The organism is Pseudomonas sp. NBRC 111133 (assembly GCF_001320605.1).
Classification (GTDB): domain Bacteria; phylum Pseudomonadota; class Gammaproteobacteria; order Pseudomonadales; family Pseudomonadaceae; genus Aquipseudomonas; species Aquipseudomonas monteilii.
The window spans coordinates 72008-95759 of the sequence record NZ_BCBJ01000033.1; the positions used below are offsets into that span (position 1 = coordinate 72008).

The 23752-nt window shown below is 63.9% G+C and carries 23 protein-coding genes; 16 read left to right on the forward strand and 7 right to left on the reverse strand.

Annotated features, from left to right (window positions below; all coding sequences use genetic code 11):
• Nucleotides 1-3: 3 nt before the first annotated feature.
• The 4 genes from APH36_RS07240 to APH36_RS07255 are packed head-to-tail and all read left to right on the forward strand — an operon-like array spanning nucleotide 4 to nucleotide 4509.
• On the forward strand, nucleotides 4-1359 hold the full coding sequence (locus APH36_RS07240) for a pitrilysin family protein (protein ID WP_060498070.1): 1356 nt from the start codon (nucleotides 4-6) through the stop codon (nucleotides 1357-1359).
• Nucleotides 1352-2842: a pitrilysin family protein gene (locus APH36_RS07245; protein WP_060498071.1), complete on the forward strand. Its 1491-nt coding sequence runs from the start codon at nucleotides 1352-1354 to the stop codon at nucleotides 2840-2842. The genes APH36_RS07240 and APH36_RS07245 overlap by 8 nt, the downstream gene beginning before the upstream one ends.
• Complete coding sequence (rsmD, locus tag APH36_RS07250) at nucleotides 2842-3456, forward strand: 16S rRNA (guanine(966)-N(2))-methyltransferase RsmD (RefSeq protein WP_060498072.1); 615 nt, start codon at nucleotides 2842-2844, stop codon at nucleotides 3454-3456. The genes APH36_RS07245 and rsmD overlap by 1 nt, the downstream gene beginning before the upstream one ends.
• Before the next feature lie 60 nt (nucleotides 3457-3516).
• Complete coding sequence (locus APH36_RS07255; RefSeq protein WP_060498073.1) at nucleotides 3517-4509, forward strand: hydrolase; 993 nt, start codon at nucleotides 3517-3519, stop codon at nucleotides 4507-4509.
• 12 nt (nucleotides 4510-4521) lie between these two features.
• On the opposite strand, the gene APH36_RS07260 is transcribed toward APH36_RS07255, so the two are convergent.
• Together APH36_RS07260 and APH36_RS07265 are read right to left on the reverse strand one after the other, a co-directional pair.
• Nucleotides 4522-5376 (reverse strand): sulfurtransferase, encoded by an 855-nt coding sequence (locus APH36_RS07260; RefSeq protein ID WP_060498074.1) that lies wholly within the window; start codon nucleotides 5374-5376, stop codon nucleotides 4522-4524.
• Between the two features lie 35 nt (nucleotides 5377-5411).
• Nucleotides 5412-6077, reverse strand: a complete 666-nt coding sequence (locus APH36_RS07265) for a TetR/AcrR family transcriptional regulator (RefSeq protein ID WP_060498075.1) — start codon at nucleotides 6075-6077, stop codon at nucleotides 5412-5414.
• Between the two features lie 149 nt (nucleotides 6078-6226).
• On the opposite strand from APH36_RS07265, the gene APH36_RS07270 reads away from it, so the two are divergent.
• The 5 genes from APH36_RS07270 (at nucleotide 6227) to APH36_RS07290 (ending at nucleotide 10724) form a co-directional block, all read left to right on the forward strand.
• Entirely contained in the window at nucleotides 6227-7657 is a 1431-nt protein-coding gene (locus APH36_RS07270) for a coniferyl aldehyde dehydrogenase (protein WP_060498076.1), read from the forward strand.
• A 10-nt stretch (nucleotides 7658-7667) separates the two neighbouring features.
• Complete coding sequence (locus APH36_RS07275; protein ID WP_060498077.1) at nucleotides 7668-8153, forward strand: hypothetical protein; 486 nt, start codon at nucleotides 7668-7670, stop codon at nucleotides 8151-8153.
• Between the two features lie 20 nt (nucleotides 8154-8173).
• Nucleotides 8174-9772 carry a GMC family oxidoreductase gene (locus APH36_RS07280; protein ID WP_060498078.1) on the forward strand — a complete coding sequence of 533 codons (1599 nt, stop codon included), beginning with the start codon at nucleotides 8174-8176 and terminating at the stop codon, nucleotides 9770-9772.
• Between the two features lie 112 nt (nucleotides 9773-9884).
• On the forward strand, nucleotides 9885-10364 hold the full coding sequence (gene coaD / locus APH36_RS07285; RefSeq protein ID WP_014861498.1) for a pantetheine-phosphate adenylyltransferase: 480 nt from the start codon (nucleotides 9885-9887) through the stop codon (nucleotides 10362-10364).
• A 108-nt stretch (nucleotides 10365-10472) separates the two neighbouring features.
• Nucleotides 10473-10724: a YfhL family 4Fe-4S dicluster ferredoxin gene (locus APH36_RS07290; protein WP_016489663.1), complete on the forward strand. Its 252-nt coding sequence runs from the start codon at nucleotides 10473-10475 to the stop codon at nucleotides 10722-10724.
• A gap of 31 nt (nucleotides 10725-10755) precedes the next feature.
• Here the strand turns inward: APH36_RS07290 and mutM are convergent, their stop codons facing one another.
• Both mutM and APH36_RS07300 read right to left on the reverse strand, forming a co-directional pair.
• Entirely contained in the window at nucleotides 10756-11568 is an 813-nt protein-coding gene (mutM, locus tag APH36_RS07295; protein WP_025340985.1) for a bifunctional DNA-formamidopyrimidine glycosylase/DNA-(apurinic or apyrimidinic site) lyase, read from the reverse strand.
• Between the two features lie 3 nt (nucleotides 11569-11571).
• Nucleotides 11572-12390: an HDOD domain-containing protein gene (locus APH36_RS07300; RefSeq protein ID WP_177337088.1), complete on the reverse strand. Its 819-nt coding sequence runs from the start codon at nucleotides 12388-12390 to the stop codon at nucleotides 11572-11574.
• Nucleotides 12391-12568: 178 nt separating this feature from the next.
• Here APH36_RS07300 and APH36_RS07305 point away from each other — a divergent pair, with 178 nt between their 5' ends.
• Nucleotides 12569-13765, forward strand: a complete 1197-nt coding sequence (locus APH36_RS07305; protein WP_060498080.1) for a class I SAM-dependent rRNA methyltransferase — start codon at nucleotides 12569-12571, stop codon at nucleotides 13763-13765.
• 39 nt (nucleotides 13766-13804) lie between these two features.
• Here APH36_RS07305 and APH36_RS07310 read toward each other — a convergent pair whose 3' ends face one another.
• Complete coding sequence (locus APH36_RS07310) at nucleotides 13805-14461, reverse strand: magnesium transporter (protein ID WP_082426355.1); 657 nt, start codon at nucleotides 14459-14461, stop codon at nucleotides 13805-13807.
• Between the two features lie 477 nt (nucleotides 14462-14938).
• Between APH36_RS07310 and ilvD the strand changes: the two genes are divergently transcribed.
• Both ilvD and APH36_RS07320 read left to right on the forward strand, forming a co-directional pair.
• Nucleotides 14939-16780, forward strand: coding sequence for a dihydroxy-acid dehydratase (ilvD, locus tag APH36_RS07315; protein WP_060498081.1), 1842 nt, complete (start codon nucleotides 14939-14941; stop codon nucleotides 16778-16780).
• A gap of 182 nt (nucleotides 16781-16962) precedes the next feature.
• Nucleotides 16963-17241 (forward strand): hypothetical protein, encoded by a 279-nt coding sequence (locus APH36_RS07320; protein WP_060498082.1) that lies wholly within the window; start codon nucleotides 16963-16965, stop codon nucleotides 17239-17241.
• A 2-nt stretch (nucleotides 17242-17243) separates the two neighbouring features.
• On the opposite strand, the gene APH36_RS07325 is transcribed toward APH36_RS07320, so the two are convergent.
• Nucleotides 17244-18299 (reverse strand): phosphorylcholine phosphatase, encoded by a 1056-nt coding sequence (locus tag APH36_RS07325; protein ID WP_060498083.1) that lies wholly within the window; start codon nucleotides 18297-18299, stop codon nucleotides 17244-17246.
• Between the two features lie 244 nt (nucleotides 18300-18543).
• Between APH36_RS07325 and APH36_RS07330 the strand changes: the two genes are divergently transcribed.
• Both APH36_RS07330 and APH36_RS07335 read left to right on the forward strand, forming a co-directional pair.
• Nucleotides 18544-19935, forward strand: coding sequence for an L-cystine transporter (locus APH36_RS07330; protein WP_060498084.1), 1392 nt, complete (start codon nucleotides 18544-18546; stop codon nucleotides 19933-19935).
• 133 nt (nucleotides 19936-20068) lie between these two features.
• On the forward strand, nucleotides 20069-20290 hold the full coding sequence (locus tag APH36_RS07335; RefSeq protein ID WP_104833785.1) for a hypothetical protein: 222 nt from the start codon (nucleotides 20069-20071) through the stop codon (nucleotides 20288-20290).
• A gap of 60 nt (nucleotides 20291-20350) precedes the next feature.
• Here the strand turns inward: APH36_RS07335 and APH36_RS07340 are convergent, their stop codons facing one another.
• Nucleotides 20351-20866 carry a dihydrofolate reductase gene (locus APH36_RS07340; RefSeq protein ID WP_060498085.1) on the reverse strand — a complete coding sequence of 172 codons (516 nt, stop codon included), beginning with the start codon at nucleotides 20864-20866 and terminating at the stop codon, nucleotides 20351-20353.
• A gap of 54 nt (nucleotides 20867-20920) precedes the next feature.
• Here APH36_RS07340 and APH36_RS07345 point away from each other — a divergent pair, with 54 nt between their 5' ends.
• Together APH36_RS07345 and APH36_RS07350 are read left to right on the forward strand one after the other, a co-directional pair.
• Nucleotides 20921-22312 (forward strand): DUF2868 domain-containing protein, encoded by a 1392-nt coding sequence (locus APH36_RS07345; protein ID WP_060498086.1) that lies wholly within the window; start codon nucleotides 20921-20923, stop codon nucleotides 22310-22312.
• Nucleotides 22305-23669, forward strand: coding sequence for a GTPase/DUF3482 domain-containing protein (locus APH36_RS07350; protein WP_060498087.1), 1365 nt, complete (start codon nucleotides 22305-22307; stop codon nucleotides 23667-23669). The genes APH36_RS07345 and APH36_RS07350 overlap by 8 nt, the downstream gene beginning before the upstream one ends.
• The last annotated feature ends 83 nt before the right edge of the window (nucleotides 23670-23752 follow it).

Below are 23752 nucleotides of genomic sequence, written 5' to 3' on the forward strand. Positions count from 1 at the left end.
CGTATGAATGCTCTAGCCCGCCGCGCCGCTGGCCTGTTGTTCGGCACGCTCTGCCTGCCGCTCGCGGCCCTCGCCGCCGATGTGCAACCCACCCACGAATTCATTCTCGACAATGGCCTGAAAGTGGTCGTGCGCGAAGACCACCGCGCTCCGGTGGTAGTCTCGCAGATCTGGTACAAGGTGGGCTCCAGCTACGAGACCCCGGGCCAGACCGGCTTGTCCCACGCGCTGGAACACATGATGTTCAAGGGCAGCGCCAAGGTCGGACCCGGCGAAGCTTCGCGCATCCTGCGTGACCTGGGCGCCGACGAAAACGCCTTCACCAGCGACGACTACACCGCTTACTACCAGGTGCTGGCCCGCGACCGCCTGCCGGTAGCCCTGGAGCTGGAGGCTGACCGCCTGGCCAGCCTGCGCCTGCCCGCCGACGAGTTCAGCCGCGAAATCGAGGTGATCAAGGAAGAGCGCCGCCTGCGTACGGACGATCAGCCCAATCAAAAGGCATTTGAGCTGTTCCGCGCCATGGCCTACCCGGCCAGCGGCTACCACACCCCGACCATCGGCTGGATGGCCGACCTTGAACGTATGAAGGTCGAGGAGCTGCGTCACTGGTACGAGTCCTGGTACGCGCCCAACAACGCGACGCTGGTGGTGGTCGGCGATGTTACCGCCGATGAGGTCAAGGGCCTGGCGCAGAAGTACTTCGGCAGTATTCCCAAGCGCGCCGTGCCACCGGCCAAACTGCCTCTGGAACTGGCCGAACCTGGCCAGCGCCAGTTGACCCTGCATGTACGCACCCAACTGCCCAGCCTGATCTACGGTTTCAACGTGCCCGGCCTGCCCACCGCCAAGGACCCGCGCACCGTGCAAGCCCTGCGCCTGATCTCGGCCCTGCTCGACGGCGGCTACAGCGCCCGCATGCCGGCGCGCCTGGAGCGTGGCCAGGAGCTGGTGGCCGGCGCTTCTTCCAGCTACAACGCCTTCACCCGCGGCGACAGCCTGTTCCTGATTTCGGCTACGCCGAATGTGCAGAAGCAGAAAACCCTCGCCGATGTCGAAAAAGGCATCTGGCAGTTGCTTGAAGAACTCAAGACCACCCCGCCCAGCGCCGAAGAGCTCGAACGCGTTCGCGCTCAGGTCATCGCCGGCCTGGTCTACGACCGCGACTCCATCAGCAGCCAGGCCACCACCATCGGCCAGCTGGAAACCGTCGGCCTGTCCTGGAAGCTGATCGACAGCGAGCTGGACGAGCTCAAGCGTGTCACCCCGCAGGACATCCAGAACGCCGCGCGCACCTATTTCACCCGCGAACGCCTGAGCGTTGCCCATGTACTGCCCGAGGAGTCCGCTCATGAGTGATCGCCGCGCACCACGCCCAACCCTGCTGGCCACGGGCATCCGCGCCCTGGCGCTGGCGACCGTGCTGGCCGCCCCGGCCATGGCCGACAACGCCGCCAAGGCCGACAGCAGCGCCGCTCGCCCAGCCAACACCTTGCAATCCTTGGCCGAACTGGATGGCAAGGCACCGAGCCGGCGCCAGTTGAACATTCAGCACTGGAACACCGCCGAAGGCGCCCGTGTGCTGTTCGTAGAAGCCCGCGAACTGCCCATGTTCGACCTGCGCGTCACCTTCGCCGCCGGCAGCAGCCAGGACGGCGTTACGCCAGGTGTGGCCGCGCTGACCAACGCCATGCTCAACGAGGGCGTGGCCGGAAAAGACGTGACCGCCATCGCCGAAGGTTTCGAGGGCCTGGGGGCGGACTTTGGCAACGGCTCCTACCGCGACATGGCGGTGGCCTCGCTGCGCAGCCTCAGCGCCAAGGACAAGCGCGAACCGGCCCTCAAGCTGTTTACCGAGGTGGCCGGCAAGCCGACCTTCCCCGAAGACGCCCTCAAGCGCATCAAGAACCAGATGTTGGCCGGCTTCGAATACGAAAAGCAGAACCCCGGCAAGATCGCGGGCAAGGCGCTGTTCGGCAAGCTTTACGGCGACCACCCTTACGCCCACCCCAGCGACGGTACCGCCGAAAGCATCGAGGGCATCACCCTGGCACAGCTGCGCGCCTTCCATGCCAAAGCCTATACCGGCGGCAACGCGGTCATCGCGCTGGTCGGCGACCTGAGCCGCGCCGAAGCCGAAGCCATTGCGGCCCAGGTATCTGCAGGCCTGCCGAAGGGCCCGGCACTGGCCGCGCCAGCCCAGCCCACTGACGCCAAGGCTGGCCTGACTCACATCGACTTCCCGTCCAAGCAAACCCACCTGATGCTGGCCGAACTGGGCATCGACCGCCAGGACCCAGACTGGCCAGCCCTGTCGCTGGGCAACCAGATCCTCGGCGGCGGTGCGTTCGGCACCCGCCTGATGAGCGAGGTACGTGAAAAGCGCGGCCTGACCTACGGCGTGTACTCGGTGTTCAGCCCGATGCAGGTGCGCGGCCCCTTCATGATCAACCTGCAAACCCGCGCCGAGCAGAGCGAAGGCACGTTGAAGCTGGTGCAGGACATTCTTGCCGACTACCTCAAACAGGGCCCTACCCAGCAAGAGCTGGACGATGCCAAGCGTGAACTGGCCGGCAGCTTCCCGCTGTCCAATGCCAGCAACGCCAGCATCGTCGGCCAACTGGGCGCCATCGGCTTCTACAACCTGCCGCTGACCTGGCTGGAGGACTTCATGCAGCAGTCCCAGGCCCTCACCGTCGAACAGGTCAAGGCGGCCATGAACAAACACCTGTCAGCCGATAAACTGGTGATCGTCACCGTTGGCCCGAAAGTGCCACAAAAACCGCTGCCAGCCCCCACTGACAAGCCCTCCGAGCAGCCGCTCGGGGTACCGGAGCACTAATGCCAAGATCCACCCCTCCCGCCCGCCCGCAATCGGGCCAAAGCAAGGGCCAGGGCCACCTGCGCATCATCGCCGGCGAATGGCGCAGCCGCCGACTGGCGGTGCCGGAAGGCGAAGGCCTGCGGCCAACGCCCGACCGCGTGCGGGAAACCGTGTTCAACTGGCTGGCACCTTACATCGAGGGCGCCCGCGTGCTGGACGCCTTCACCGGTAGCGGCGCCCTGGTGCTCGAAGCCCTGTCGCGCGGGGCCGAAGACGCCGTGGCGCTGGACAGCAACCCGGCGGCCATCGCTAACCTGAAGAACAACCTCGAAATCCTGCGCTGCCCACGTGGGCAGATCCTGCAAACCGATGCCCTGCGCTACCTGCAAGGCCCGGCCAAGCAGCAGTTCGATGTGGTGTTCCTCGACCCGCCATTCCACCAGGACCTGCTGGCCAACACCTGCAACCTGCTGGAGCAGAACCAGTGGCTGCGCGAACAGGCATGGGTCTACACCGAAAGCGAAGCCGCGCCTTCAACCTTGCAATTGCCAGGCAACTGGCGCCTGCACCGCGAGAAGAAAACCGGTCAAGTGCACTACGCGCTCTGGCAAAGGGCCACAACCGACCAATAGCGCAGGTACTGTGGCGCTTTTTCGTGGCAATCTAGGCAGGCACATCACGAGTCGCCCAGTATGCCCAGCCAAAGCGCCACATTTCGCCCGGCCACCGGCCTTTCCAACCCCCACCTGCAAACCCTGTGGGGGCCCCTGTGGCGCAAGCTGCCTGAACTGCAGCGCAACCGCGAGCGGCTGTGGCTGGCCGACGGCGACTTCATCGACCTCGACTGGCATGGCCCCCATGAACCCCATGCGCCACTGGTGCTTGTGCTGCATGGGCTGACCGGCTCGTCGCATTCACCCTATGTGAAAGGCTTGCAGCAAGCGCTGCAAGGGCGCGGTTGGGCCAGCGTGGCAGCGAACTGGCGCGGTTGCTCGGGCGAACCCAACCTGTTACCACGCAGCTACCACTCCGGCGCCAGTGAAGACCTGGCAGAAATTGTCAGCCACCTGCGCGCCCAACGCCCCTTGGCGCCACTGTATGCAGTGGGTTACTCGCTGGGTGGCAATGTACTGTTGAAATACCTGGGCGAAAGCGGGGTTGCCAGCCAACTGGAAGCAGCGGTTGCAGTGTCGGTGCCCTTTCGTCTGGACCACTGTGCCGACCGTATCGGCCAAGGGTTCTCCAAGGTGTATCAGGCGCACTTCATGCGCGAAATGCTGGCGTATGTGCAGCTCAAACAGCAGCACTTCCACGCGCAGGGTCAGCATGATCGGCTGGCGGCGCTGGAGCGACTGGGGCAACTGACCAACTTGCGCACCTTCTGGGACTTCGACGGCAAAGTCACAGCACCGCTTAACGGTTTTCGCGATGCGCACGACTACTATCGCCGCTCATCCAGCCACTTCTTCCTCGGCCAGAACCGCACGCCAACGCTGATCATCCATTCCAGCGATGACCCGTTCGTGTCCGGCCATAGCCTGCCAACGGCCCGTGAGCTGGCGCCACACACCCGCTTCGAACTGCACAGCCGCGGTGGTCATGTGGGCTTTGTCGATGGCAGCCTGCGAAATCCGGGGTACTACCTGGAGCGGCGGATTCCGCAGTGGCTGGTGGACGGTCAATAAAGCGTTTACCGATTACTCGCCTGTGGCTACGCCATGCTCCGGGTCATTGATCCACTCGCTCCAGGACCCGGCATACAGCTTGCCCAACGGGTACCCCGCCAGCGCCAGCGCAAACAGGTTGTGGCAAGCCGTCACCCCAGACCCACAGTAAGACACGAGCTGCTCCGGCGCGCGCCCGGCTAGCTTTTCGGCAAAGCGCTGCTTGAGCTGGTCCGCCGGCAAAAAGCGCCCATCAGCCCCCATGTTGTCGGTAAACGCTGCGCACTGGGCCCCGGGAATATGCCCCGCCACCGGATCGATCGGCTCCACTTCACCGCGAAAACGCGGCAAGGCACGCGCATCGATCAAGGTCAGGTCACTGCTACCCAGGCGCTTGCCCAGGTGGTCGGCATCGATCAGCAGCCTGGCGTCCGGCTCACCCTTGAAGTTGCCCTCGCGTTTGGGCGGTGGGTCCAGGCTCAGCGGCAGGTGCGCGGCATGCCAGGCCTTCAGGCCACCGTCGAGAATCGCCACACCGCTGCGCTTGCCCAGCCAGACCAACAGCCACCAGGCACGGGCGGCAAAGGCACCGGGGCCGTCGTCGTACAACACCACCTCACTGTCGTTGTCCAGGCCCCACTCACGCAGGCGCGCGACCAGCCGCTGCGCATCGGGCAATGGGTGGCGCCCGGTGCGCCCCTTGCTCACCGGCCCGCTGAGGTCGCGGTCAAGGTCGGCAAAATGCGCCCCGGCGATATGCCCCTGGGCATAACTGCGTTGGCCATAGTCCACATCCTCAAGGGCAAAGCGGCAGTCGAGAATCACCAGCTTGGGCGCGTCCAGGCGCTCGGCCAACTGCTGCGGGGTGATCAATTGCGCAAGGGGCATGACAATCTCCTGATCAATGGCACTTGGGCCCTGGGCTAAAGCTCCAGGGCCTGGTTGAACGGTACATGGAATTCCTGGCACAAGGCGTCCACGGCAGCGCGGGCGTTGTCGGTCACGTAGCCGAGCTCCAGCACCAGCACCTGATAGACGCCGCGCTTGAACGCTTCTTCACCCAAATGCGCGGAATGTTCACGTGTGGTGCTGAGAAAGCGCACCCACGATGTGAGCACGATCCAGGCATTGATGGTCAGCGATTCGATCTGTGCCGGCGCCATGGCCAGAATGCCCGCCTCGACAAAGCCACGGTAGATCGCCTGGCCCTGGCGCAGGCAGCGCTCGGAAAAACGCCGATAACGGGCGGCCAGTTCGGCATCGCTGTCCAGCAGGTGCTCCAGGTCGCGGTGCAGGAAGCGGTAGTTCCACATGGCAGCCAGCAAGGCCTTGAGGTAGAAGCGTTTGTCCTCCACGGTGGCCGTGCGGCCTTGTGGCGGGCGCAGGAAGCTGTCCACCAACTCTTCATACTGGCTGAACAACAGGGCGATGATCGCCTGCTTGTTGGGGAAGTGGTAATACAGGTTGCCGGGCGAGATTTCCATGTGCGCGGCAATGTGGTTGGTACTGACGCTGCGTTCGCCCTGCTGGTTGAACAGCTCCAGGCTGTTCTGCACGATGCGCTCTCGGGTCTTCATGCGCGGGGCCATGCTCAGCTCCCAGTCTGCGGGCCTACTTCAAAGGGCCATCTTACGGCGTATTGCAGGTGGAATGCACCGTTCGAACGTGTGGAAAAATTCGCACCATCGTGCAAATTAGAGTAGGCTCTAGAGATTCCCTGCCCGGACTCGACACCGCCATGAACTCGCCCAGTGCCTTGCCCCCTGTGCAATCCGACCTCGACCTTGCGGCGATGTTCGCTGCCCAGCGCCAGGCCTTTGCCGGCAACCCCCTGCCACCGGCTGCCCAGCGGCTGCAATGGCTGAAAAGCCTGCGCGAAGCCTTGCAGGCCCACCAGGCTGGGTTGATCGAGGCCATCAGCGAGGACTTTTCCGGGCGTAGCGCCGACGAGACTTTGTTGGCCGAGTTGCTGCCCTCGATACAGGGCCTGCGCCACGCCGAAAAACACCTGCAACGCTGGATGCGCGCCAGCCGGCGACGCGTTGGCCTGGCCTTCCAGCCAGCCAGCGCGCAGGTGCGATACCAACCGCTGGGGGTGGTCGGCATCATCGTGCCGTGGAACTACCCGCTGTTCCTCGCCATCGGCCCGCTGACGTGCGCGCTGGCTGCCGGTAACCGGGTCATGCTCAAGCTCAGCGAAGCCACACCCGCCAGTGGCCAGGCTTTGAAGCAAGTCCTGGAACGGGTATTCCCCTGCGACCTGGTCAGCGTGGTACTCGGCGAGGTCGAGGTGGGCCAGGCCTTCGCCCGCCTGCCCTTCGACCACCTGCTGTTCACCGGCGCCACCAGCGTGGGCCGCCAGGTGATGCTGGCTGCGGCGCAGAACCTGACGCCGGTCACCCTGGAACTGGGCGGCAAGTCGCCCGCCATCGTGTCGGCCGACGTGCCCCTGGACACCGCCGCCGAGCGCATCGCCTTTGGCAAAACCCTCAACGCCGGCCAGACCTGCGTCGCCCCCGACTATGTGCTGGTGCCACGTGATCGCCTGGCGGCCTTCAGCGACGCCTACCAGCGCGCCGTTCAGCGCCTGTACCCGCGCGTCGCCGACAACCCTGACTACACCGCCATCATCAACCCGCGCCAGCTGCAGCGCTTGCAGCACCTGCTGGAGGATGCCCGCGCAAAAGGTGCGCAAGTGCTCGACCTGTACCCTGGCGAGCCCCGCCAAGGCCGACGCCTGCCACCACACCTGCTGCTGGAGGTGAGTGACGACATGCAGGTGATGCAGGACGAAATCTTCGGCCCGCTGCTGCCGCTGGTGCCCTACGACAGCCTCGACCAGGCGCTGGCCTACATCAACCAACGCCCGCGCCCGCTGGCGCTTTACTACTTCGGGTATGACCGGGCCGGGCAGGAACGCGTGCTGCGCCACACCCACTCCGGCGGCGTGTGCCTGAACGACACCCTGCTGCATGTGGCCCAGGACGACCTGCCCTTCGGCGGCATCGGCCCCTCGGGCATGGGCCACTACCATGGCCACGACGGTTTCCTGACCTTCAGCAAGGCCAAAGCCGTGCTGGTCAAGCAACGTTTCAACGCCGCGCGGCTGATCTACCCGCCTTATGGCAAAGCCTTGCAGCGCCTGGTCTACAAGCTGTTCATCCGCTGAGGGGCAGCCTATGCACCGTCGTGATCTGCTGCGTTTCAGCCTTGGCGCCAGCATCTTTCTGAGTGCAACCGGCCTGGTCGGCTGCACCGCGCAAACCAGCGCACAGGGTTTCCAACTACTGCGCGACGACGACCTGCCACTGCTGCGTGCGCTGATCCCGGTGGTGCTGGCCGGCACGCAGGCCGCCGAGACGTGGGTACTGCACAGCCTCGACCACAAGCTGGCGGCCTTGTCGCCGGAAATGCTCAAGCTCACCCGGCAACTGTTCGACGTGCTCAGCCTGCCGCTTACCCGTGGCCCGCTGACCGGCGTCTGGGGCGCCTGGGAACAGGCCAGCCCCACCCAAGTCACAGCCTTCCTGCAACGTTGGCAGGACAGCTCACTGAACCTGCTGCGCATGGGTCACGCGTCATTGCTGCAGCTGCTGCAAATGGCCTGGTACGAACGCCCCGAGTCCTGGGCCGCCTGCGGTTACCCGGGCCCACCGAAAATCTGAAAACAACAAGAGCATCGCCAATGCCTGTAGCCGACCCGTTTCGCCAAGGCCTCGAACGCGGCTGGATCACCCATGACGCGTCACGCCTGGAGCACGACCTTTTGCTGGAAGCCGATATTGCCGTGATTGGCAGCGGTGCCGGCGGTGCCACCAGCGCACAAATGCTCAGCGCCGCCGGTTTCAAGGTGCTGTTGATCGAAGAAGGCCCGCTCAAGACCAGCAGCGACTTCCACCTGCTGGAGAGCGAAGCCTACGCCAGCCTGTACCAGGAGGGCCTGGGGCGCATGAGCAAGGATGGCGCCATCACCATTCTCCAGGGCCGTGCCGTAGGCGGCACCACGCTGGTGAACTGGACATCGAGCTTTCGTACCCCGCCGCAGACGCTGGCGCACTGGGCCTCGGCCCACAACGTGAGCGGCCTGGGTGAAGGTGACCTGCGCCCCTGGTTCGAACGCGTGGAACAAGAGCTGGGCATTACACCCTGGGCCATGCCGCCCAATGCCAACAACGACGTGCTGCGCCGGGGCTGCGAACAACTGGGTTACCGCTGGGCGGTGATCCCGCGCAACGTGCGCGGCTGCTGGAACCTGGGGTACTGCGGCATGGGCTGCCCGGTGAATGCCAAGCAATCGATGTTGGTAACCCGTATTCCCGCCACCCTCGACCATGGCGGCGCACTGCTGTACCTGGCCCGGGCCGAGCGCTTCACCCACAACGGCGAGCGCATCCAGAGCCTCACATGCCAGGCCCTGGATGCCCGAGGCATACACCCCACCGGCAGGCAGGTCAGCGTCCGCGCGCGCCATTACCTGCTCGCTGGCGGCGGGATCAACAGCCCGGCCCTGCTGCTGCGTTCCGACGCACCGGACCCCCATGGTCGCCTGGGCAAGCGCACCTTCCTGCACCTGGTGAACTTCAGCGCTGCGCGCTTCAAGGACCGTATCGACCCCTTCTATGGCGCCCCGCAGTCCATCTACAGCGACCACTTCCAGTGGCAAGGCGGCACGGATGGCCCGGTCGGCTACAAACTGGAAGTGCCGCCGTTGCACCCGGCCTTGGCCAGCACCCTGCTGGGTGGTCACGGACAAGAAAACGCCCAGCGTATGGCCGAGTTGCCGCACACCCATGTGATGTTGGCGCTGCTGCGCGATGGCTTCCACCCCGAGAGCCAGGGCGGTGCCGTGGAGCTGCGTGGCGATGGCTCACCGGTGCTCGATTACCCGGTCACCGACTACCTGCGCGACGGTTTGCGTCGTGCCTACCGCAGCATGGCGCAGATCCAGTTTGCCGCCGGCGCTACCCAGGTCACCCCCGTGCACAGCGATGCCAGCGCCACGTCCAGCCTGGAACAGGCCTTGGCCATGATCGACACGTTGCGCCTGGAACCCTTCCGCACACGCCTGGGCAGTGCCCATGTGATGGGGGGCTGTGCGCTGGGCGAAGACCCGCGTCAAGCGGTGTGTGACAGCCTGGGCCGTCACCACCAGCTGGAAAACCTGTCCGTCCACGACGGTTCGCTGTTCCCCACCAGCATCGGCGCCAACCCGCAACTTTCGGTGTATGCCATCAGCGCCAGGCTCACCGAAGCACTGGTCGCCCGCCTGGCACGCAACGCATGACAACGAATACGCCCCCTGTCTATAGTGCCATCAGCCGGCCGCATGACTTGGCCGGGGCGCCGTCGCTGCGCTACCATCCGACTCCCCAACGCACTCCAGCCAGGATGACGCGATGAACCGAGTGTTGTACCCGGGTACTTTCGACCCCATTACCAAAGGCCATGGCGACTTGGTCGAGCGCGCTTCGCGGCTGTTCGACCATGTGATCATCGCAGTGGCGGCCAGCCCGAAGAAAAACCCCCTGTTCCCGCTGGAACAACGGGTGGAGCTCGCCCGTGAGGTCACCAAGCACCTGCCCAATGTCGAAGTCATCGGCTTCTCTTCCCTGTTGGCGCATTTCGCCAAGGAACAGGGCGCCAACGTCTTCCTGCGTGGCCTGCGTGCCGTGTCCGACTTTGAGTACGAGTTCCAGCTGGCCAACATGAACCGGCAGCTGGCCCCCGATGTCGAGAGCCTGTTCCTCACGCCTTCGGAACGTTATTCGTTCATTTCCTCGACGTTGGTCCGGGAAATTGCCGCACTGGGTGGGGATATCAGCAAATTCGTCCATCCGGTGGTGGCCGAGGCGCTGACCGAACGCTTCAAGAAGTAAGCCTGATCGCCTGATTGTCGCGCCCGCGTGCACTGCGGGCGCGAATGCGGCACAATTGTGCCCATTGCGTTGAACATGCCCGGGCGGTGAGCCCCGGCCGGAGTCCCCATGTCCCTGATCATCACCGACGATTGCATCAACTGCGACGTCTGCGAACCCGAGTGCCCGAACGAGGCCATCTCCCAAGGCGAAGAGATCTACGTGATCGACCCTAACCTGTGCACGCAGTGCGTGGGCCACTACGACGAGCCGCAGTGCCAGCAGGTCTGCCCGGTCGACTGCATCCCGCTGGATGAAGCCCACCCGGAAACCGAAGAGCAGCTGATGGCCAAGTACCGCCGCATTACTGGCAAGGACTGACCATCACCAGGCAAGGGCCTCCGCCCTTGCCTCAGCGCTGGCAACGCGGGCAGTACACGCTCGCCCGCTGCCCCAGCTTCACCTCGCGCAACTCCGTGCCACACACCTTGCACGGCTGCCCGCCGCGACCATAGACGAACAATTCCTGCTGGAAGTACCCCGGCTGCCCATCGCCCCCGATAAAATCGCGCAGGGTGGTGCCCCCTTGCTCGATCGCCGCCGCCAGCACCCGCTTGATCTCGATCGCCAGCTTCAGGTAACGCGCCCGGGAAATCCCGCCCGCCTCCCGGCGTGGGTCGATGCCTGCGGCAAACAGTGCCTCGGTGGCGTAGATGTTGCCCACCCCCACCACCACTGCGTTATCCATGATGAAGGGCTTGACCGCCATCGACCGCCCGCGCGACAGCTGGAACAAGCGCTCGCCGTCAAACAGGTCGGTCAACGGCTCTGGCCCAAGGCGTAGCAGCAGTTCGTGTTTCAGCGGGTCCAGGCTCCACAGCATGGCACCAAAGCGGCGCGGGTCGGTGTAGCGCAGCATCAGCCCCGATTCCAGCTCGATATCGACATGTTCATGCTTGGCCGCCGGTAAACCCAGCTCGACCAGCCGCAGGTTGCCAGACATGCCAAGGTGGCTTATCAACGTGCCGACTTCAGCATTGATCAACAGGTACTTGGCACGCCGCTCAACGCTGACAATGCGCTGCCCCGACAGCCGTACATCCAGGTCTTCCGGGATGGGCCAGCGCAGGCGCCGGTCGCGTACCACCACACGGCTGACGCGTTGGCCTTCCAGGTGCGGCGCAATACCGCGCCGGGTGGTTTCTACTTCTGGCAATTCCGGCATGTGTCAGTGCCCGCCCAGCTCGCGAATGTTCTGCTTGAGGTTTTCGAAATCGTATTCCGACAACCCAATGTAATCGAGCACCAACGGGCCCACCACATTCCACTCATGGTCCACCGCCTGGTTGCCCAGCACCCGGTAGGACGCGCAAATGTGCTCGGCCATCTTCAACACCGCCAGCAGGTTTTTCAGCTGGCTCTGGGTATTGCGCGAACTCTCGTCGCGGAACACGGCCAGGGCGTTATGGTGGTTGGCGATGGCCGCGCTCAGGTGCTCGGGTAGGCGCCAGGACTTGGCAGTGAAATAGCCGACCACAGAATGGTTGGTGTTGAACGTATGGTTTTCAGTATCGACCACGCGCGTATCTTCGCCGGCCTTGGCGTAGGCCTCCTCCAGCACCTCCATGTAGTTGGGGAAGCGCTTGAGCATCAACGGCACGCCGCAGTCATGGAACAGGCCCAGTGTGTACGCCTCGTCCGCTGCCTGGATACCGGTGCGCTTGGCCAGGGTCAGGCAAGTGTTCGCCACGTCCTGCGCGGTATCCCAGAAGCGGTTGAGGGTAACGATGGTCTCGTCGCTCATCTCGCCCTTGATCGACTGGGCGTTGATCAGGTTGATGATCGAACGGCTGCCCAGCAGGTTCACCGCGCGCTGGATCGAGCCGATCTTGTTGGACAGGCCGAAGTGCGGCGAGTTGACCAGTTTGAGCAAGGCGCCGGAGAGGCCCGGGTCCTGGGAAATCAGCTTGGCGATGGTTTCCAGGTCCGGGTCTGGCATGTACTGCTCGAACTGCAGGTCAACCATGATCTGCGGTTGCGGCGGGATGGTGATGCCTTGCAAGGCTTGCTGGATCTGTTCGGCGCTGAGTTCTTGGGACATACGTGCACACTCGTTTAGGACGGGGGATTCTAACCCAGTTGAGTGCGCAAGCGCTTTGTCGCGCCTCGAACAGAAGTGCGGGCCAACAGGTTATACTCCCGCTCTTTTTTCCCGGAGCGACGTCATGTCCCTGCCCAGCCTTCGCCTCAAAGCCAATGCCGACCGCCGTCTGCGCGCCGGCCACCTGTGGGTCTACAGCAACGAAGTCGACGTCAGCGCGACCCCGCTGCAAGGCTTCCAGGCCGGTCAGCAGGCTGTTCTCGAGGCAGCCAATGGCAAGCCTCTGGGGATTGTTGCACTCAGCCCGAACAACCTGATCTGCGCCCGCTTGCTGTCGCGCGACATCAAGCTGCCGCTGGACAAGTCGCTGCTGGTTCACCGCCTGAACGTCGCCCTGTCGCTGCGCGAGCGTCTGTTCGACCAGCCGTGCTACCGCCTGGTCTATGGCGACTCCGACCTGCTGCCGGGCCTGGTAGTCGACCGCTTCTTCGACATCCTCGTGGTGCAGCTGGCCTCGGCCACCATGGAGGCGCACAAGGACGACGTGATCGCCGCCCTGGTTCAGGTGCTCAAGCCAAGCGGCATCCTGTTCAAGAACGACTCCGCCGCGCGTGATGCCGAAGGCTTGCAGCGCTATGTCGAAACCGTCTACGGCGAAGTACCGGACTGGGTGCCGCTGGAAGAGAACGGCGTCAAGTTCGAAGCCCCGGTGCGTGAAGGCCAGAAGACCGGCTGGTTCTACGACCACCGCATGAACCGTGCACGCCTGGCCCCCTATGTAAAAGGCAAGCGTGTACTCGACCTGTTCAGCTACATCGGTGGCTGGGGCGTGCAAGCGGGTGCCTTCGGCGCCAGCGAAGTGTTCTGTGTGGATGCTTCGGGCTTTGCCCTGGATGGCGTGGAGCGCAACGCGGCACTCAACGGCATCAGCGAGAAACTGACCTGCATCGAAGGCGACGTGTTCGAGGCCCTGCGCGAACTGAAGGCCGCCGAAGAGCGCTTCGACGTGATCATTGCCGACCCACCCGCCTTCATCAAGCGCAAGAAAGACCTGAAAAACGGTGAAGCGGCCTACCGCCGCCTCAACGAACAGGCCATGCGCATGCTGAGCAAGGACGGCATCCTGGTCAGCGCCTCGTGCTCGATGCACCTGCCCGAGGACGACCTGCACAACATCCTGTTGACCAGCGCCCGTCACCTGGACCGCAACATGCAGCTGCTCGAGCGCGGCGGCCAAGGCCCGGACCACCCGGTGCACCCGGCCATTGCCGAGACCCGCTACATCAAGAGCATCACCTGCCGGTTGCTGCCTAACAGCTGATTGCGATCGACCGGGGGGCCTTACGCCCCCCGGCACGCTTCAAATGTCCAGAACGTGCGTTGCAATCCCGAAGTACACCAGCACCCCCGCGGCATCGGCAATCGATGTGATCAGTGGCCCGCTGGCTGTCGCTGGGTCGAGCCTGAAGCGACTCAGCAGAAATGGCAGGCTCATGCCGATCAGGCTTCCGACCAGCACGATGATCACCATGCTGCTGGCTACGATCAGGGCAATTTGCAGCCCGCCGCGCAATACTCCCAAGGACGCCACGGCAACAGCCATGGTGCAGCCTAGAGCCAAGGCAACCCCGAACTCCCGGCCCAGCATGCGCCACCAGTCACGCATGGCCACTTCGCCCGTCGCCAGGCCTCGTACCATCAGCGTTGCAGACTGGGCGCCAGCGTTTCCGCCGCTGTCCACCAGCAATGGCAGGAAGAATACCAAGGCGATGTGTGCTGCGATGGTTTCCTCGAAAGCGGCGATACCCGCCCCAGAAAACAGGTTGCCAAATACCAGCAACACCAGCCATAGCACGCGCTTGCGGTAGAGCAGCCCCAAGGTCGCATCCCGCAGGTTGCCAACGTGATTGGTGATCGAGGCGCTCTTGTGGAAGTCCTCGGTCGCCTCACGACGCATCGCGTCCAAGGCCTCTTGGCTCACAGGCTGCCGGGTATTCTTGTCGTTTTGATAGTGCATGAAGTTCTCCAGGCGCCCAACCAGGCGCCCACAGACCTCAGCCTTTAAGACTCAAGCCTTCGACAGCGCTGGCGACGGCGCGCTCAGTGCCAGATAGCAGGTTCGTATGGAACCGGTAACTGGGAAGGTCCATTGAGGGGTATCTCGTGAAGCCGCACATGCGGCGGCCGGATAATAGTTATTCATGGTGGCCAGGTCAGCCCCTTGGGTCATGTTTAGGAAGCGTCCTACAAACGCCGACCGTTAGGCCAAAATCACCGCCTGCACACATCTTCATTCCCTCGCCGCGCCAGCGGTGTAGAATCGGCCTATTCATCGCCAGTCATCCCCGGCGGGTTTATGAGCTCTGGCCAAGCACGCGGCGATCCCGCGCGGTCTTCGGCCTCATCCGTGCCAGTGGCAACCGGCCTGCGGCGCAAAGGACAAGAGAAGCTCACTCCCCTTTTTGTGACCTGATTAAGCCGCCAGGAGTGTTTCATGCCTGATTATCGTTCCAAGACTTCCACCCAAGGCCGCAACATGGCCGGCGCCCGTGCCCTGTGGCGCGCCACCGGGATGAAGGACGAAGACTTCAAGAAACCGATCATCGCCATCGCCAACTCGTTCACCCAGTTCGTCCCGGGCCACGTGCACCTGAAGGACCTGGGCCAGCTGGTTGCCCGCGAGATCGAACGCGCCGGTGGCGTGGCCAAGGAATTCAACACCATCGCGGTCGATGACGGCATCGCCATGGGCCACGACGGCATGCTGTACTCGCTGCCAAGCCGCGAGATCATTGCCGACGCCGTGGAATACATGGTCAACGCCCACTGCGCCGACGCCATCGTGTGCATTTCCAACTGCGACAAGATCACGCCCGGCATGCTGATGGCCGCCCTGCGCCTGAACATCCCGGTGATCTTCGTTTCCGGCGGCCCGATGGAAGCCGGCAAGACCAAACTGGCCAGCCACGGCCTGGACCTGGTCGATGCCATGGTCATCGCCGCCGACTCCACGGCCTCCGACGAGAAAGTCGCCGAATACGAGCGCAGCGCCTGCCCGACCTGCGGTTCGTGCTCCGGCATGTTCACCGCCAACTCGATGAACTGCCTGACCGAAGCACTGGGCCTGGCCCTGCCGGGCAACGGTTCGACCCTGGCCACCCACGCCGACCGCGAGCAGCTGTTCCTCACCGCCGGCCGCACCATCGTCGAGCTGTGCAAGCGCTACTACGGCGAGAACGATGAGTCGGTACTGCCGCGCAGCATCGCCAACTTCAAGGCGTTCGAAAACGCCATGATGCTCGACATCGCCATGGGCGGTTCGACCAACACCATCCTGCACCTGCTGGCCGCCGCCCAGGAAGGCGAGGTGGCATTCGACCTGCGCGACATCGACCGCCTGTCGCGCAAAGTGCCGCAGCTGTGCAAAGTGGCGCCGAACATCCAGAAGTACCACATGGAAGACGTGCACCGCGCCGGCGGCATCTTCAGCATCCTCGGTTCGCTGGCCCGTGGCGGCCTGCTGCACACCGACCTGCCGACCGTGCACAGCCGCAGCATGGAAGAAGCCATCGCCAAATGGGACATCACCCAGACCGATGACGAAGCCGTGCACACCTTCTTCAAGGCCGGCCCTGCCGGGATCCCGACCCAGACCGCGTTCAGCCAGTCGACCCGTTGGGAAACCCTGGATGACGACCGCGAAAACGGCTGCATCCGCAGCTTCGAGCACGCTTATTCGCAAGAAGGCGGCCTGGCCGTGCTGTACGGCAACATCGCCCTCGACGGTTGCGTGGTGAAAACCGCGGGTGTCGACGAGTCGATCCACGTGTTCGAAGGCACCGCGAAAATCTTCGAAAGCCAGGACAGCGCCGTACGCGGCATCCTCGCTGACGAAGTGAAGGCCGGCGACATCGTGATCATCCGTTACGAAGGCCCGAAAGGCGGCCCGGGCATGCAGGAAATGCTGTACCCGACCTCGTACCTGAAGTCCAAAGGCCTGGGCAAGGCTTGCGCCCTGCTCACCGACGGCCGCTTCTCGGGTGGCACTTCGGGCCTGTCGATCGGCCACGCCTCGCCAGAAGCTGCTGCGGGTGGCGCCATCGGCCTGGTGCGTGACGGCGACAAGGTGCTGATCGACATCCCTAACCGTTCGATCAACCTGCTGGTCAGCGACGAAAAGCTGGCCGAACGCCGCGTCGAACAGGACAAGAAGGGCTGGAAGCCTGCCGAAGTACGCCCACGCAAGGTGACCACTGCGCTGAAGGCCTATGCCCTGCTGGCGACCAGTGCCGACAAGGGTGCCGTGCGCAACAAGGCTATGTTGGAAGGCCTGTAAGAAGCGTCTGAAAACACCAACCGGCGCCCCGTGCGCCGGTTTTTTTGCTTTTCCGCTCCCATACTGCCTAAAAGCAGCCTTAGGGGGCAATGGCAGCCATGACTTGGAAAAGCCTGCTGTACAGCGTGACCATAGGGTACGTATGCCTGGTACCCACCTCTACCCAAGGTCAGGAGCGCGCAATGACCGGAGCCATCAGTTTCAGGGGCTCGGTACATGTACCTGGTTGTCGCCATGCCTGGGACGCCGAACAAGGGCGTTTGGTGCTTACTGATTGCCCCAGCGCCATCCCCCCATCAGACGCACCTCCTGCCCACTTGCAAGCCAAGAACATTTTCTCTGGCGAGTATGCCACGGTCATTCATCAAGAGACCCAGGCCGGTCACACGTTCGCCATCCACGACCGCTACGGCAAACGTGTTTCCAGCGGCAGTTATCGAATCACGGTACACGTACCATGAGCCTACTGAATCTGCTCCGGCGTCACGATCACCCAGTTCTTGTCCGCCGTCACCGGCAACCCTTCCTTGGCCTGAGCGGCGGCATTTCTGGCAATCATGCCATTGAGCTGGTCCATGTATTTGGCCTTGCGGTTTATCCACAGGTGGATGCCGCCCTTGCCCACATCCACCCCATGAAACTGCATGTAGCCATCACTGGTTGGCGTGTCGCCGCCCACCAGCACCGGCTTCTTCCATTCATCGATATAGGTGAGGATCGCCGCCTGCTTACCCGCCATCCAGGTGGCCGGGGTCCACAGGTACGGGGTCAGTTCCAGCACTTCGTTGGCCTTGGCGTCATAGTGCCCGGCGCTGATCTGCTTGCGTGCCGTGGTCAGCTGGCCATTGGCGCGGTCCTTGAGCAGCAGGCTCACGCCAATCACGTTTTGCGGCTTCACGTTGTAGCCGTACTTGGGGTCTGACGCGACCATGCGCACCAGCTCTTCCGAAGCCGCCGAGATCACGTACACCTCGATGCCGTTCTCCATCAGCTTGTTGTAAAGCTCGGCCTGGCCCTTGAAGACCTTGGGTGGCTGTACCTCAATAGTCTTGACTTGGTCGCCTTCGTAGTAGGTGCTGGGGATCGGCTTGGTAGAAGCCATCAGCTCATCCACCTGCACCTTCAGCTCCTTCAGGGTAAAGCCCGAGAACACCTGGGCCACCCACGGATAGCAGACCATGTCGTCAACTTCGCACAACCGGTAGTAGTAGCTGAACAGGCTTTCCTTGTGCTCGGCGGTGTCCTTGAACGGCATCAGCTTCAACGACGGGTCGAGCTTGTCGCGGCTCAGCAGGCCCTTGTTCTCCATGAATGGCAGCAGGGCCTCTTCAAGGTCATAGCGGTAACTGGTGTTGTCCATGTCGAACACCGCGTAATTACCTTTGTTGGCATTCGCGGCAATCATGCTGTCGAGCTGCTTGGCTGCTTCTGCAGGCCAATGCTTGAGCTCGGTGGCGAAGGTTTCGATACTGAACAGCAGGGACAGGCCGAGGGCCACGGCTTTAGGGGCGCGCTTCATTTACGAATCTCCTGAAATGACCCGGAAACGCTAGTGCAACATTCCCCGCCAACGGCCCTCGATAACGACCTCCATGCAGCTGCAAACGCCGTGTTCATTGCAACCTGCGACACGCCGTTATTCCATGAACGACTATACACATTCCATTTGGATATAAATTCGTTTGTTTTCAGCCTGTTAGCATTTCCGTTCGCAATCGCTCACAGAGGCGATGCTTCCTTTGCTTTTTTCCGCTGGAGCTTCAATGAACCTGCCGCTGTCTCTTAACCTGCTGGCGTTCCTGGCCCTGTTGCTGGGCCTGGCACAAACCCGCCGAACCGACTGGAGCCTGGCCAAGAAGGTGCTGCTGGGCCTGGTGCTGGGTGTGCTCTTCGGCCTTGCCCTGCACACGGTCTACGGCGCTGGCCACCCGGCGCTCAAGGCCACCATCGCCTGGCTCGACCTGGTCGGCAACGGCTATGTCGGCCTGTTGCAGATGATCGTCATGCCGCTGATCTTCGCCTCGATCCTCAGCGCCGTGGCACGCCTGCACAATGCCTCTTCGCTGGGCCGCATCAGCGTGCTGAGCATCGGCACCCTGCTGCTGACCACCGCCATTGCCGCGCTAATCGGCATCGTGCTGACCAACCTGTTCGGCCTCAGCGCCGAAGGCCTGGTGGCCGGCGCCCAGGAAAGCGCGCGTATGCAGGTTATCCACAGCGACTATGCCGGCAAGGTCGCCGACCTCAACATCCCGCAGCTGCTGCTGTCGTTCATCCCCAGCAACCCGGTGGGTGACCTGGCGCGTGCCAAGCCGACTTCGATCATCAGCGTGGTGATCTTTGCCGTGTTCATCGGCCTGGCGGCCTTGCAGCTGATCAAGGACGATGCCGAGAAAGGCGAACGTGCCCTGTCGGCCATCGACACCCTGCAAGCCTGGGTGATGCGCCTGGTGCGCGTGGTGATGAAACTGACCCCGTATGGCGTGCTGGCGTTGATGACCAAGGTCGTGGCCAGCTCGAACATGGAAGACATCCTCAAGCTGGGTAGCTTCGTGGTGGTGTCGTACCTGGGCCTGGCGCTGATGTTCGTGGTGCACGGCATCATCCTCGCCGCCACTGGCGTGAGCCCGCTGCGCTTCTTCCGCAAGGTGTGGCCGGTGCTGACCTTCGCCTTCACCAGCCGCTCCAGCGCTGCCAGCATTCCGCTGAACATCGAGGCGCAAACCCGTCGCCTGGGCGTGCCGCAATCCATCGCCAGCTTCAGCGCCTCGTTCGGCACCACCATTGGCCAGAACGGTTGCGCCGGCCTCTATCCCGCCATGCTGGCGGTAATGGTGGCGCCGGCGGTAGGCATCGATACCTTCGACCCGCTGTGGATCGCCACCCTGGTGGCCATCGTCACCCTGAGTTCGGCAGGCGTTGCCGGCGTGGGCGGCGGGGCCACCTTTGCTGCATTGATCGTGCTGCCGGCCATGGGCTTGCCGGTGGAGCTGGTGGCGTTGCTGATTTCGGTAGAGCCGCTGATCGACATGGGCCGCACGGCGTTGAACGTGAACGGTTCGATGACGGCGGGCGTGGTCACCAGCCAACTGCTGAAAGAGACCGACAAGTCTGTGCTGGCGGGCGATGAGCATGCCGAGTTGAGCCATACCTGACGGATCACCCGGGGCTGCCATACAGCCCCAATATCCCGTAACGCAATGGCATGGGACGCGGGCAACAGGCGGCTGGCAGCATCGCTATACTGCTAGCTCGCCTTAGCGAACACTCCAAGGGAAAGGCAACACCATGCCCCAGTACGACATGACCCAGGCCGAAGCCGAAAAGCTCCGCATTGAGGTGGCCAAGATCCGCGTCGAAGTCGACAAACTGATGGCCGAGACACGCAAGCTGAATGCCGAGGCCGTCAAGATGACCCGCGAAACCTTCTGGTACCCGGTTGCCATCGCCGTCGGTTTCGTCACCACCGTGGCGACTGTCACCGCACTGATCATCAAGCTGCTCACCTGAGCATCACCGCTCACCTTGCGCTGCTTGCCGGCGATGGGCTGCACAGCAGCCCCGGTAATATCAAACCTTGTCCCAGACCTCGAAGTGATAGGCAGGTTTACCTTCTTCAGCCTGCGCCTCACTCGACGCCAGCTTCCACTGCCCCTCATCAAACGCAGGGAACCAGGCATCCCCTTCCGGCGCCATTTCCACCCGCGTCAGGTACATGCGGCTGACCAGCCCTTTCTCCAGCGCCTGCCCATACAGCTGCGCCCCGCCAATCAGCATCAGCTCATCAACGCCTTGCTCGCGCGCCCACTGTTCAGCCCGCACCAGCGCCTCCTCCAGCGACGCGAACACCTCGGCGCCTGCCAGCTCAAGCCCCGGCTGGCGGCTGACGACGATGTTCAACCGCCCGGGCAGTGGCCGCCCCAGCGAGTCCCAGGTCTTGCGCCCCATGACGATCGGCTTGCCCAGGGTGGTGGCCTTGAAGTATTTGAAATCCCCCGGCAAATGCCAGGGCATGGAGTTGTCGATGCCGATCACGCGGTTTTCAGCGTATGCCGCGATCAGGCTGAGGGGGAGTGATGTATTCATGCCGGCGAGGATAGCACCGGGCGTGTGGGTTATGCTTCTGCCCTGACCTGTGCAATGGAAGACCTTGTGACTGCACCCACTTCACTGGACAAGCGCTGGCTCACCGAAGCGGTACGCCTGCGTGAAGAACATGCCGGCCCTCTGGAAGACCAGGAGGCCAACCGCCGCGCCCGCCAACTGGGCGGCGACCTGGCGGCCCGTATCGAAACCCGTGCGCTGTGCCTGGCCGAACGCGACGGCATGACTGTCGCCTTGCACCACTGGAAACAGGGTGCGCGCCTGGCGCTGCTGCCCTTGTTGCTGCTGGCCGTGCTCAGCGGCGCAGGCATGGCGCTGGCCGCCCTGGGCGATGGGCAACGGCCGGTCAACGTATTCTGGGCCTTGGGCAGCCTGCTCGGGCTGAACCTGCTGATGCTGCTGGGCTGGGCCGTCGGCTTTGCCATCAGTGGAAACCACGGCACGGGGCTGGGCCGCCTGTGGTTATGGCTTAGCGAACGCTTTGCCCGCGATGCCAAGGCCGCGCACTTGGCACCTGCGCTGCTGGTGCTGCTGCAACGCCAGCGCCTCAACCGCTGGTTGCTCGGCCTGCTGGTACACGGCCTGTGGCTGCTGGCGATGCTCACCGCCCTGGGCATGCTCCTGGCCTTGCTGGCTACCCGGCGTTATGGCTTTGTCTGGGAAACCACGCTGCTTGCCGCCGACCCGTTCATCCACCTGACCCAAGCCCTGGGCGCCCTGCCCTCGCTGCTGGGCTTTGCCATACCCGACGAGGCCATGATCCGCGCCAGCGGCGACACCTTGCCCGCGCTGGATCTGGCCCGCCAGGCCTGGGCCAGCTGGCTACTCGGCGTAGTGCTGGTGTATGGCCTGCTGCCGCGCTTGCTGCTGGCCGCGTTGTGCCTGTGGCGCTGGCGCCAGGGCCGCGAGCGCCTGACGCTGGACCTCAGCCTGCCCGGCTACGCGCACCTGCGAGATGCGCTGATGCCCCGCAGCGAGCGCATCGGCGTGCAGGACGCAGCCCCCGAGGCTTTGCCACAGTTTGCTGCCGGCCAGCTGGAAAGCGGCAGCAGCGGTGCCCTGCTGGTCGGCCTGGAACTGGACGACCAGCGCCCCTGGCCGCCCGCCCTGCCCAAAAACGTGACCGATGCCGGTGTGCTCGACAGCCGTGAATCGCGCAACCGCCTGCTTGAACAACTTAGCCGCTTCCCGCCTGCTCGCCTGGCCATCGCCTGCGACCCACGGCGCTCACCCGACCGCGGCAGCCTGGCGCTACTCGCCGAACTGGCGCGCAATGCCGGTGCGACCCGAATCTGGCTATTACAGGCCTCGCCTGGTCAGGCTCTCGATGCCCAGCGCCTGGGTGACTGGCACGAAGCCCTCGACCGCCTTGGCCTGGCACACGCCGACACCTCGCCCTTGACCTGGCTGGAGCATGGCCATGACTGAGCCGCTGAAACTGGCCGTGGTCGGCCACACCAACGTCGGCAAGACCTCGCTGCTGCGTACCCTCACCCGTGACGTCGGCTTTGGCGAAGTCTCCCACCGCCCCAGCACCACCCGCCATGTGGAAGGTGCGCGCCTGTCGGTGGACGGCGAACCCTTGCTGGAGCTGTACGACACACCGGGCCTGGAAGATGCCATCGCCTTGCTCGACTACCTCGAACGCCTGGAGCGCCCGGGCGAGCGCCTGGACGGCCCGGCCCGCCTGGAGCGCTTCCTGCAGGGCAGCGAGGCACGCCAGCGTTTCGAGCAGGAGGCCAAGGTGCTACGCCAGCTGCTGGCCAGCAATGCCGGCCTGTACGTGATCGATGCGCGTGAGCCGGTGTTGGCCAAATACCGCGACGAGTTGGAAGTGCTGGCCAGCTGCGGCAAGCCGTTGCTGCCAGTGCTCAACTTCGTCGCCAGCCACCAGCACCGCGAGCCGCAATGGCGTGAAGCCCTTGCCCGGCTTGGGCTTCACGCGTTGGTGCGGTTCGACAGCGTGGCCCCGCCTGAGGATGGCGAGCGGCGTTTGTACGAGAGCCTGGCCCTGTTGCTGGAAGACGCTCGCCCTGCCCTGCAGCGGCTGATCGACGACCAGCAGGCGCAGCGCCTGGCGCGCCAGCACAGCGGCAAGCGCCTGATCGCCGAGCTGCTGCTGGACTGCGCCGCCTGCCGGCGCAGCGTCGAGGCAGAACCGGCTGCCGAGGCCAGGGCCATCGAAGCATTGCGCCAGGACGTGCGCCAGCGGGAACAGCGCTGCGTCGAGGCGTTGCTCAAGCTGTATGCCTTCCGCCGCGAAGATGCCCATGCCAGCGACCTGCCTTTGCTGGATGGCCGCTGGGGTGACGACCTGTTCAACCCCGAAACCCTGAAGCTGCTGGGCGTGCGCCTGGGCAGTGGTGTGGCGGCCGGGGCGGCCGCCGGTGCCGGGGTTGATTTGCTGGTTGGCGGCCTTACCCTCGGTGCAGCGGCCTTGGCAGGTGCAATTGCCGGTGGCGCGCTGCAGACCGCGCGCAACTATGGGTCGCGGTTGATGGGCAAGCTTAAGGGCAAGCGCGAGCTGACCGTGGACGACACGGTATTGCGCTTGCTGGCCTTGCGTCAGCAGCAGTTGATGGTTGCGCTGGACAACCGTGGGCATGCGGCGCAGGACAGCATTCGGCTGGGAGAGCTGGATGAGAAGACGTGGCGTGAAGGCAAGTTGCCAGAGGCGCTGGTCAAGGCGCGGGCACATCCGCAGTGGTCCACCCTTAATCCAGGGGCGAAGCTGAATCAGGCTGAACGGCAGGAACAGCTAGAGGCGTTGGTTTCTCAGTTTTGAGTAAACAGGTCTGGCCTCTTCGCGGGTAAACCCGCTCCCACAGGGATAGCGCAAAGCCCAGTTCCTGCGCAGTACTTGTGGGA

Excerpts from the sequence above, each read along its gene's own strand:
- APH36_RS07320 (WP_060498082.1), top strand. The coding sequence starts at position 16,963 with ATGACCGGAGCCATCAGTTTCAGGGGCTCGGTACATGTACCTGGTTGT.
- APH36_RS07305 (WP_060498080.1), top strand. The coding sequence starts at position 12,569 with ATGTCCCTGCCCAGCCTTCGCCTCAAAGCCAATGCCGACCGCCGTCTG.
- APH36_RS07275 (WP_060498077.1), top strand. The coding sequence starts at position 7,668 with ATGCACCGTCGTGATCTGCTGCGTTTCAGCCTTGGCGCCAGCATCTTT.
- coaD (WP_014861498.1), top strand. The coding sequence starts at position 9,885 with ATGAACCGAGTGTTGTACCCGGGTACTTTCGACCCCATTACCAAAGGC.
- APH36_RS07330 (WP_060498084.1), top strand. The coding sequence starts at position 18,544 with ATGAACCTGCCGCTGTCTCTTAACCTGCTGGCGTTCCTGGCCCTGTTG.
- APH36_RS07260 (WP_060498074.1), bottom strand. The coding sequence starts at position 5,376 with ATGCCCCTTGCGCAATTGATCACCCCGCAGCAGTTGGCCGAGCGCCTG.
- APH36_RS07335 (WP_104833785.1), top strand. The coding sequence starts at position 20,069 with ATGCCCCAGTACGACATGACCCAGGCCGAAGCCGAAAAGCTCCGCATT.
- APH36_RS07340 (WP_060498085.1), bottom strand. The coding sequence starts at position 20,866 with ATGAATACATCACTCCCCCTCAGCCTGATCGCGGCATACGCTGAAAAC.
- rsmD (WP_060498072.1), top strand. The coding sequence starts at position 2,842 with ATGCCAAGATCCACCCCTCCCGCCCGCCCGCAATCGGGCCAAAGCAAG.
- APH36_RS07240 (WP_060498070.1), top strand. The coding sequence starts at position 4 with ATGAATGCTCTAGCCCGCCGCGCCGCTGGCCTGTTGTTCGGCACGCTC.
- APH36_RS07325 (WP_060498083.1), bottom strand. The coding sequence starts at position 18,299 with ATGAAGCGCGCCCCTAAAGCCGTGGCCCTCGGCCTGTCCCTGCTGTTC.
- APH36_RS07255 (WP_060498073.1), top strand. The coding sequence starts at position 3,517 with ATGCCCAGCCAAAGCGCCACATTTCGCCCGGCCACCGGCCTTTCCAAC.
- ilvD (WP_060498081.1), top strand. The coding sequence starts at position 14,939 with ATGCCTGATTATCGTTCCAAGACTTCCACCCAAGGCCGCAACATGGCC.
- mutM (WP_025340985.1), bottom strand. The coding sequence starts at position 11,568 with ATGCCGGAATTGCCAGAAGTAGAAACCACCCGGCGCGGTATTGCGCCG.
- APH36_RS07290 (WP_016489663.1), top strand. The coding sequence starts at position 10,473 with ATGTCCCTGATCATCACCGACGATTGCATCAACTGCGACGTCTGCGAA.
- APH36_RS07265 (WP_060498075.1), bottom strand. The coding sequence starts at position 6,077 with ATGGCCCCGCGCATGAAGACCCGAGAGCGCATCGTGCAGAACAGCCTG.
- APH36_RS07350 (WP_060498087.1), top strand. The coding sequence starts at position 22,305 with ATGACTGAGCCGCTGAAACTGGCCGTGGTCGGCCACACCAACGTCGGC.
- APH36_RS07270 (WP_060498076.1), top strand. The coding sequence starts at position 6,227 with ATGAACTCGCCCAGTGCCTTGCCCCCTGTGCAATCCGACCTCGACCTT.
- APH36_RS07345 (WP_060498086.1), top strand. The coding sequence starts at position 20,921 with ATGGAAGACCTTGTGACTGCACCCACTTCACTGGACAAGCGCTGGCTC.
- APH36_RS07310 (WP_082426355.1), bottom strand. The coding sequence starts at position 14,461 with ATGCACTATCAAAACGACAAGAATACCCGGCAGCCTGTGAGCCAAGAG.
- APH36_RS07245 (WP_060498071.1), top strand. The coding sequence starts at position 1,352 with ATGAGTGATCGCCGCGCACCACGCCCAACCCTGCTGGCCACGGGCATC.
- APH36_RS07280 (WP_060498078.1), top strand. The coding sequence starts at position 8,174 with ATGCCTGTAGCCGACCCGTTTCGCCAAGGCCTCGAACGCGGCTGGATC.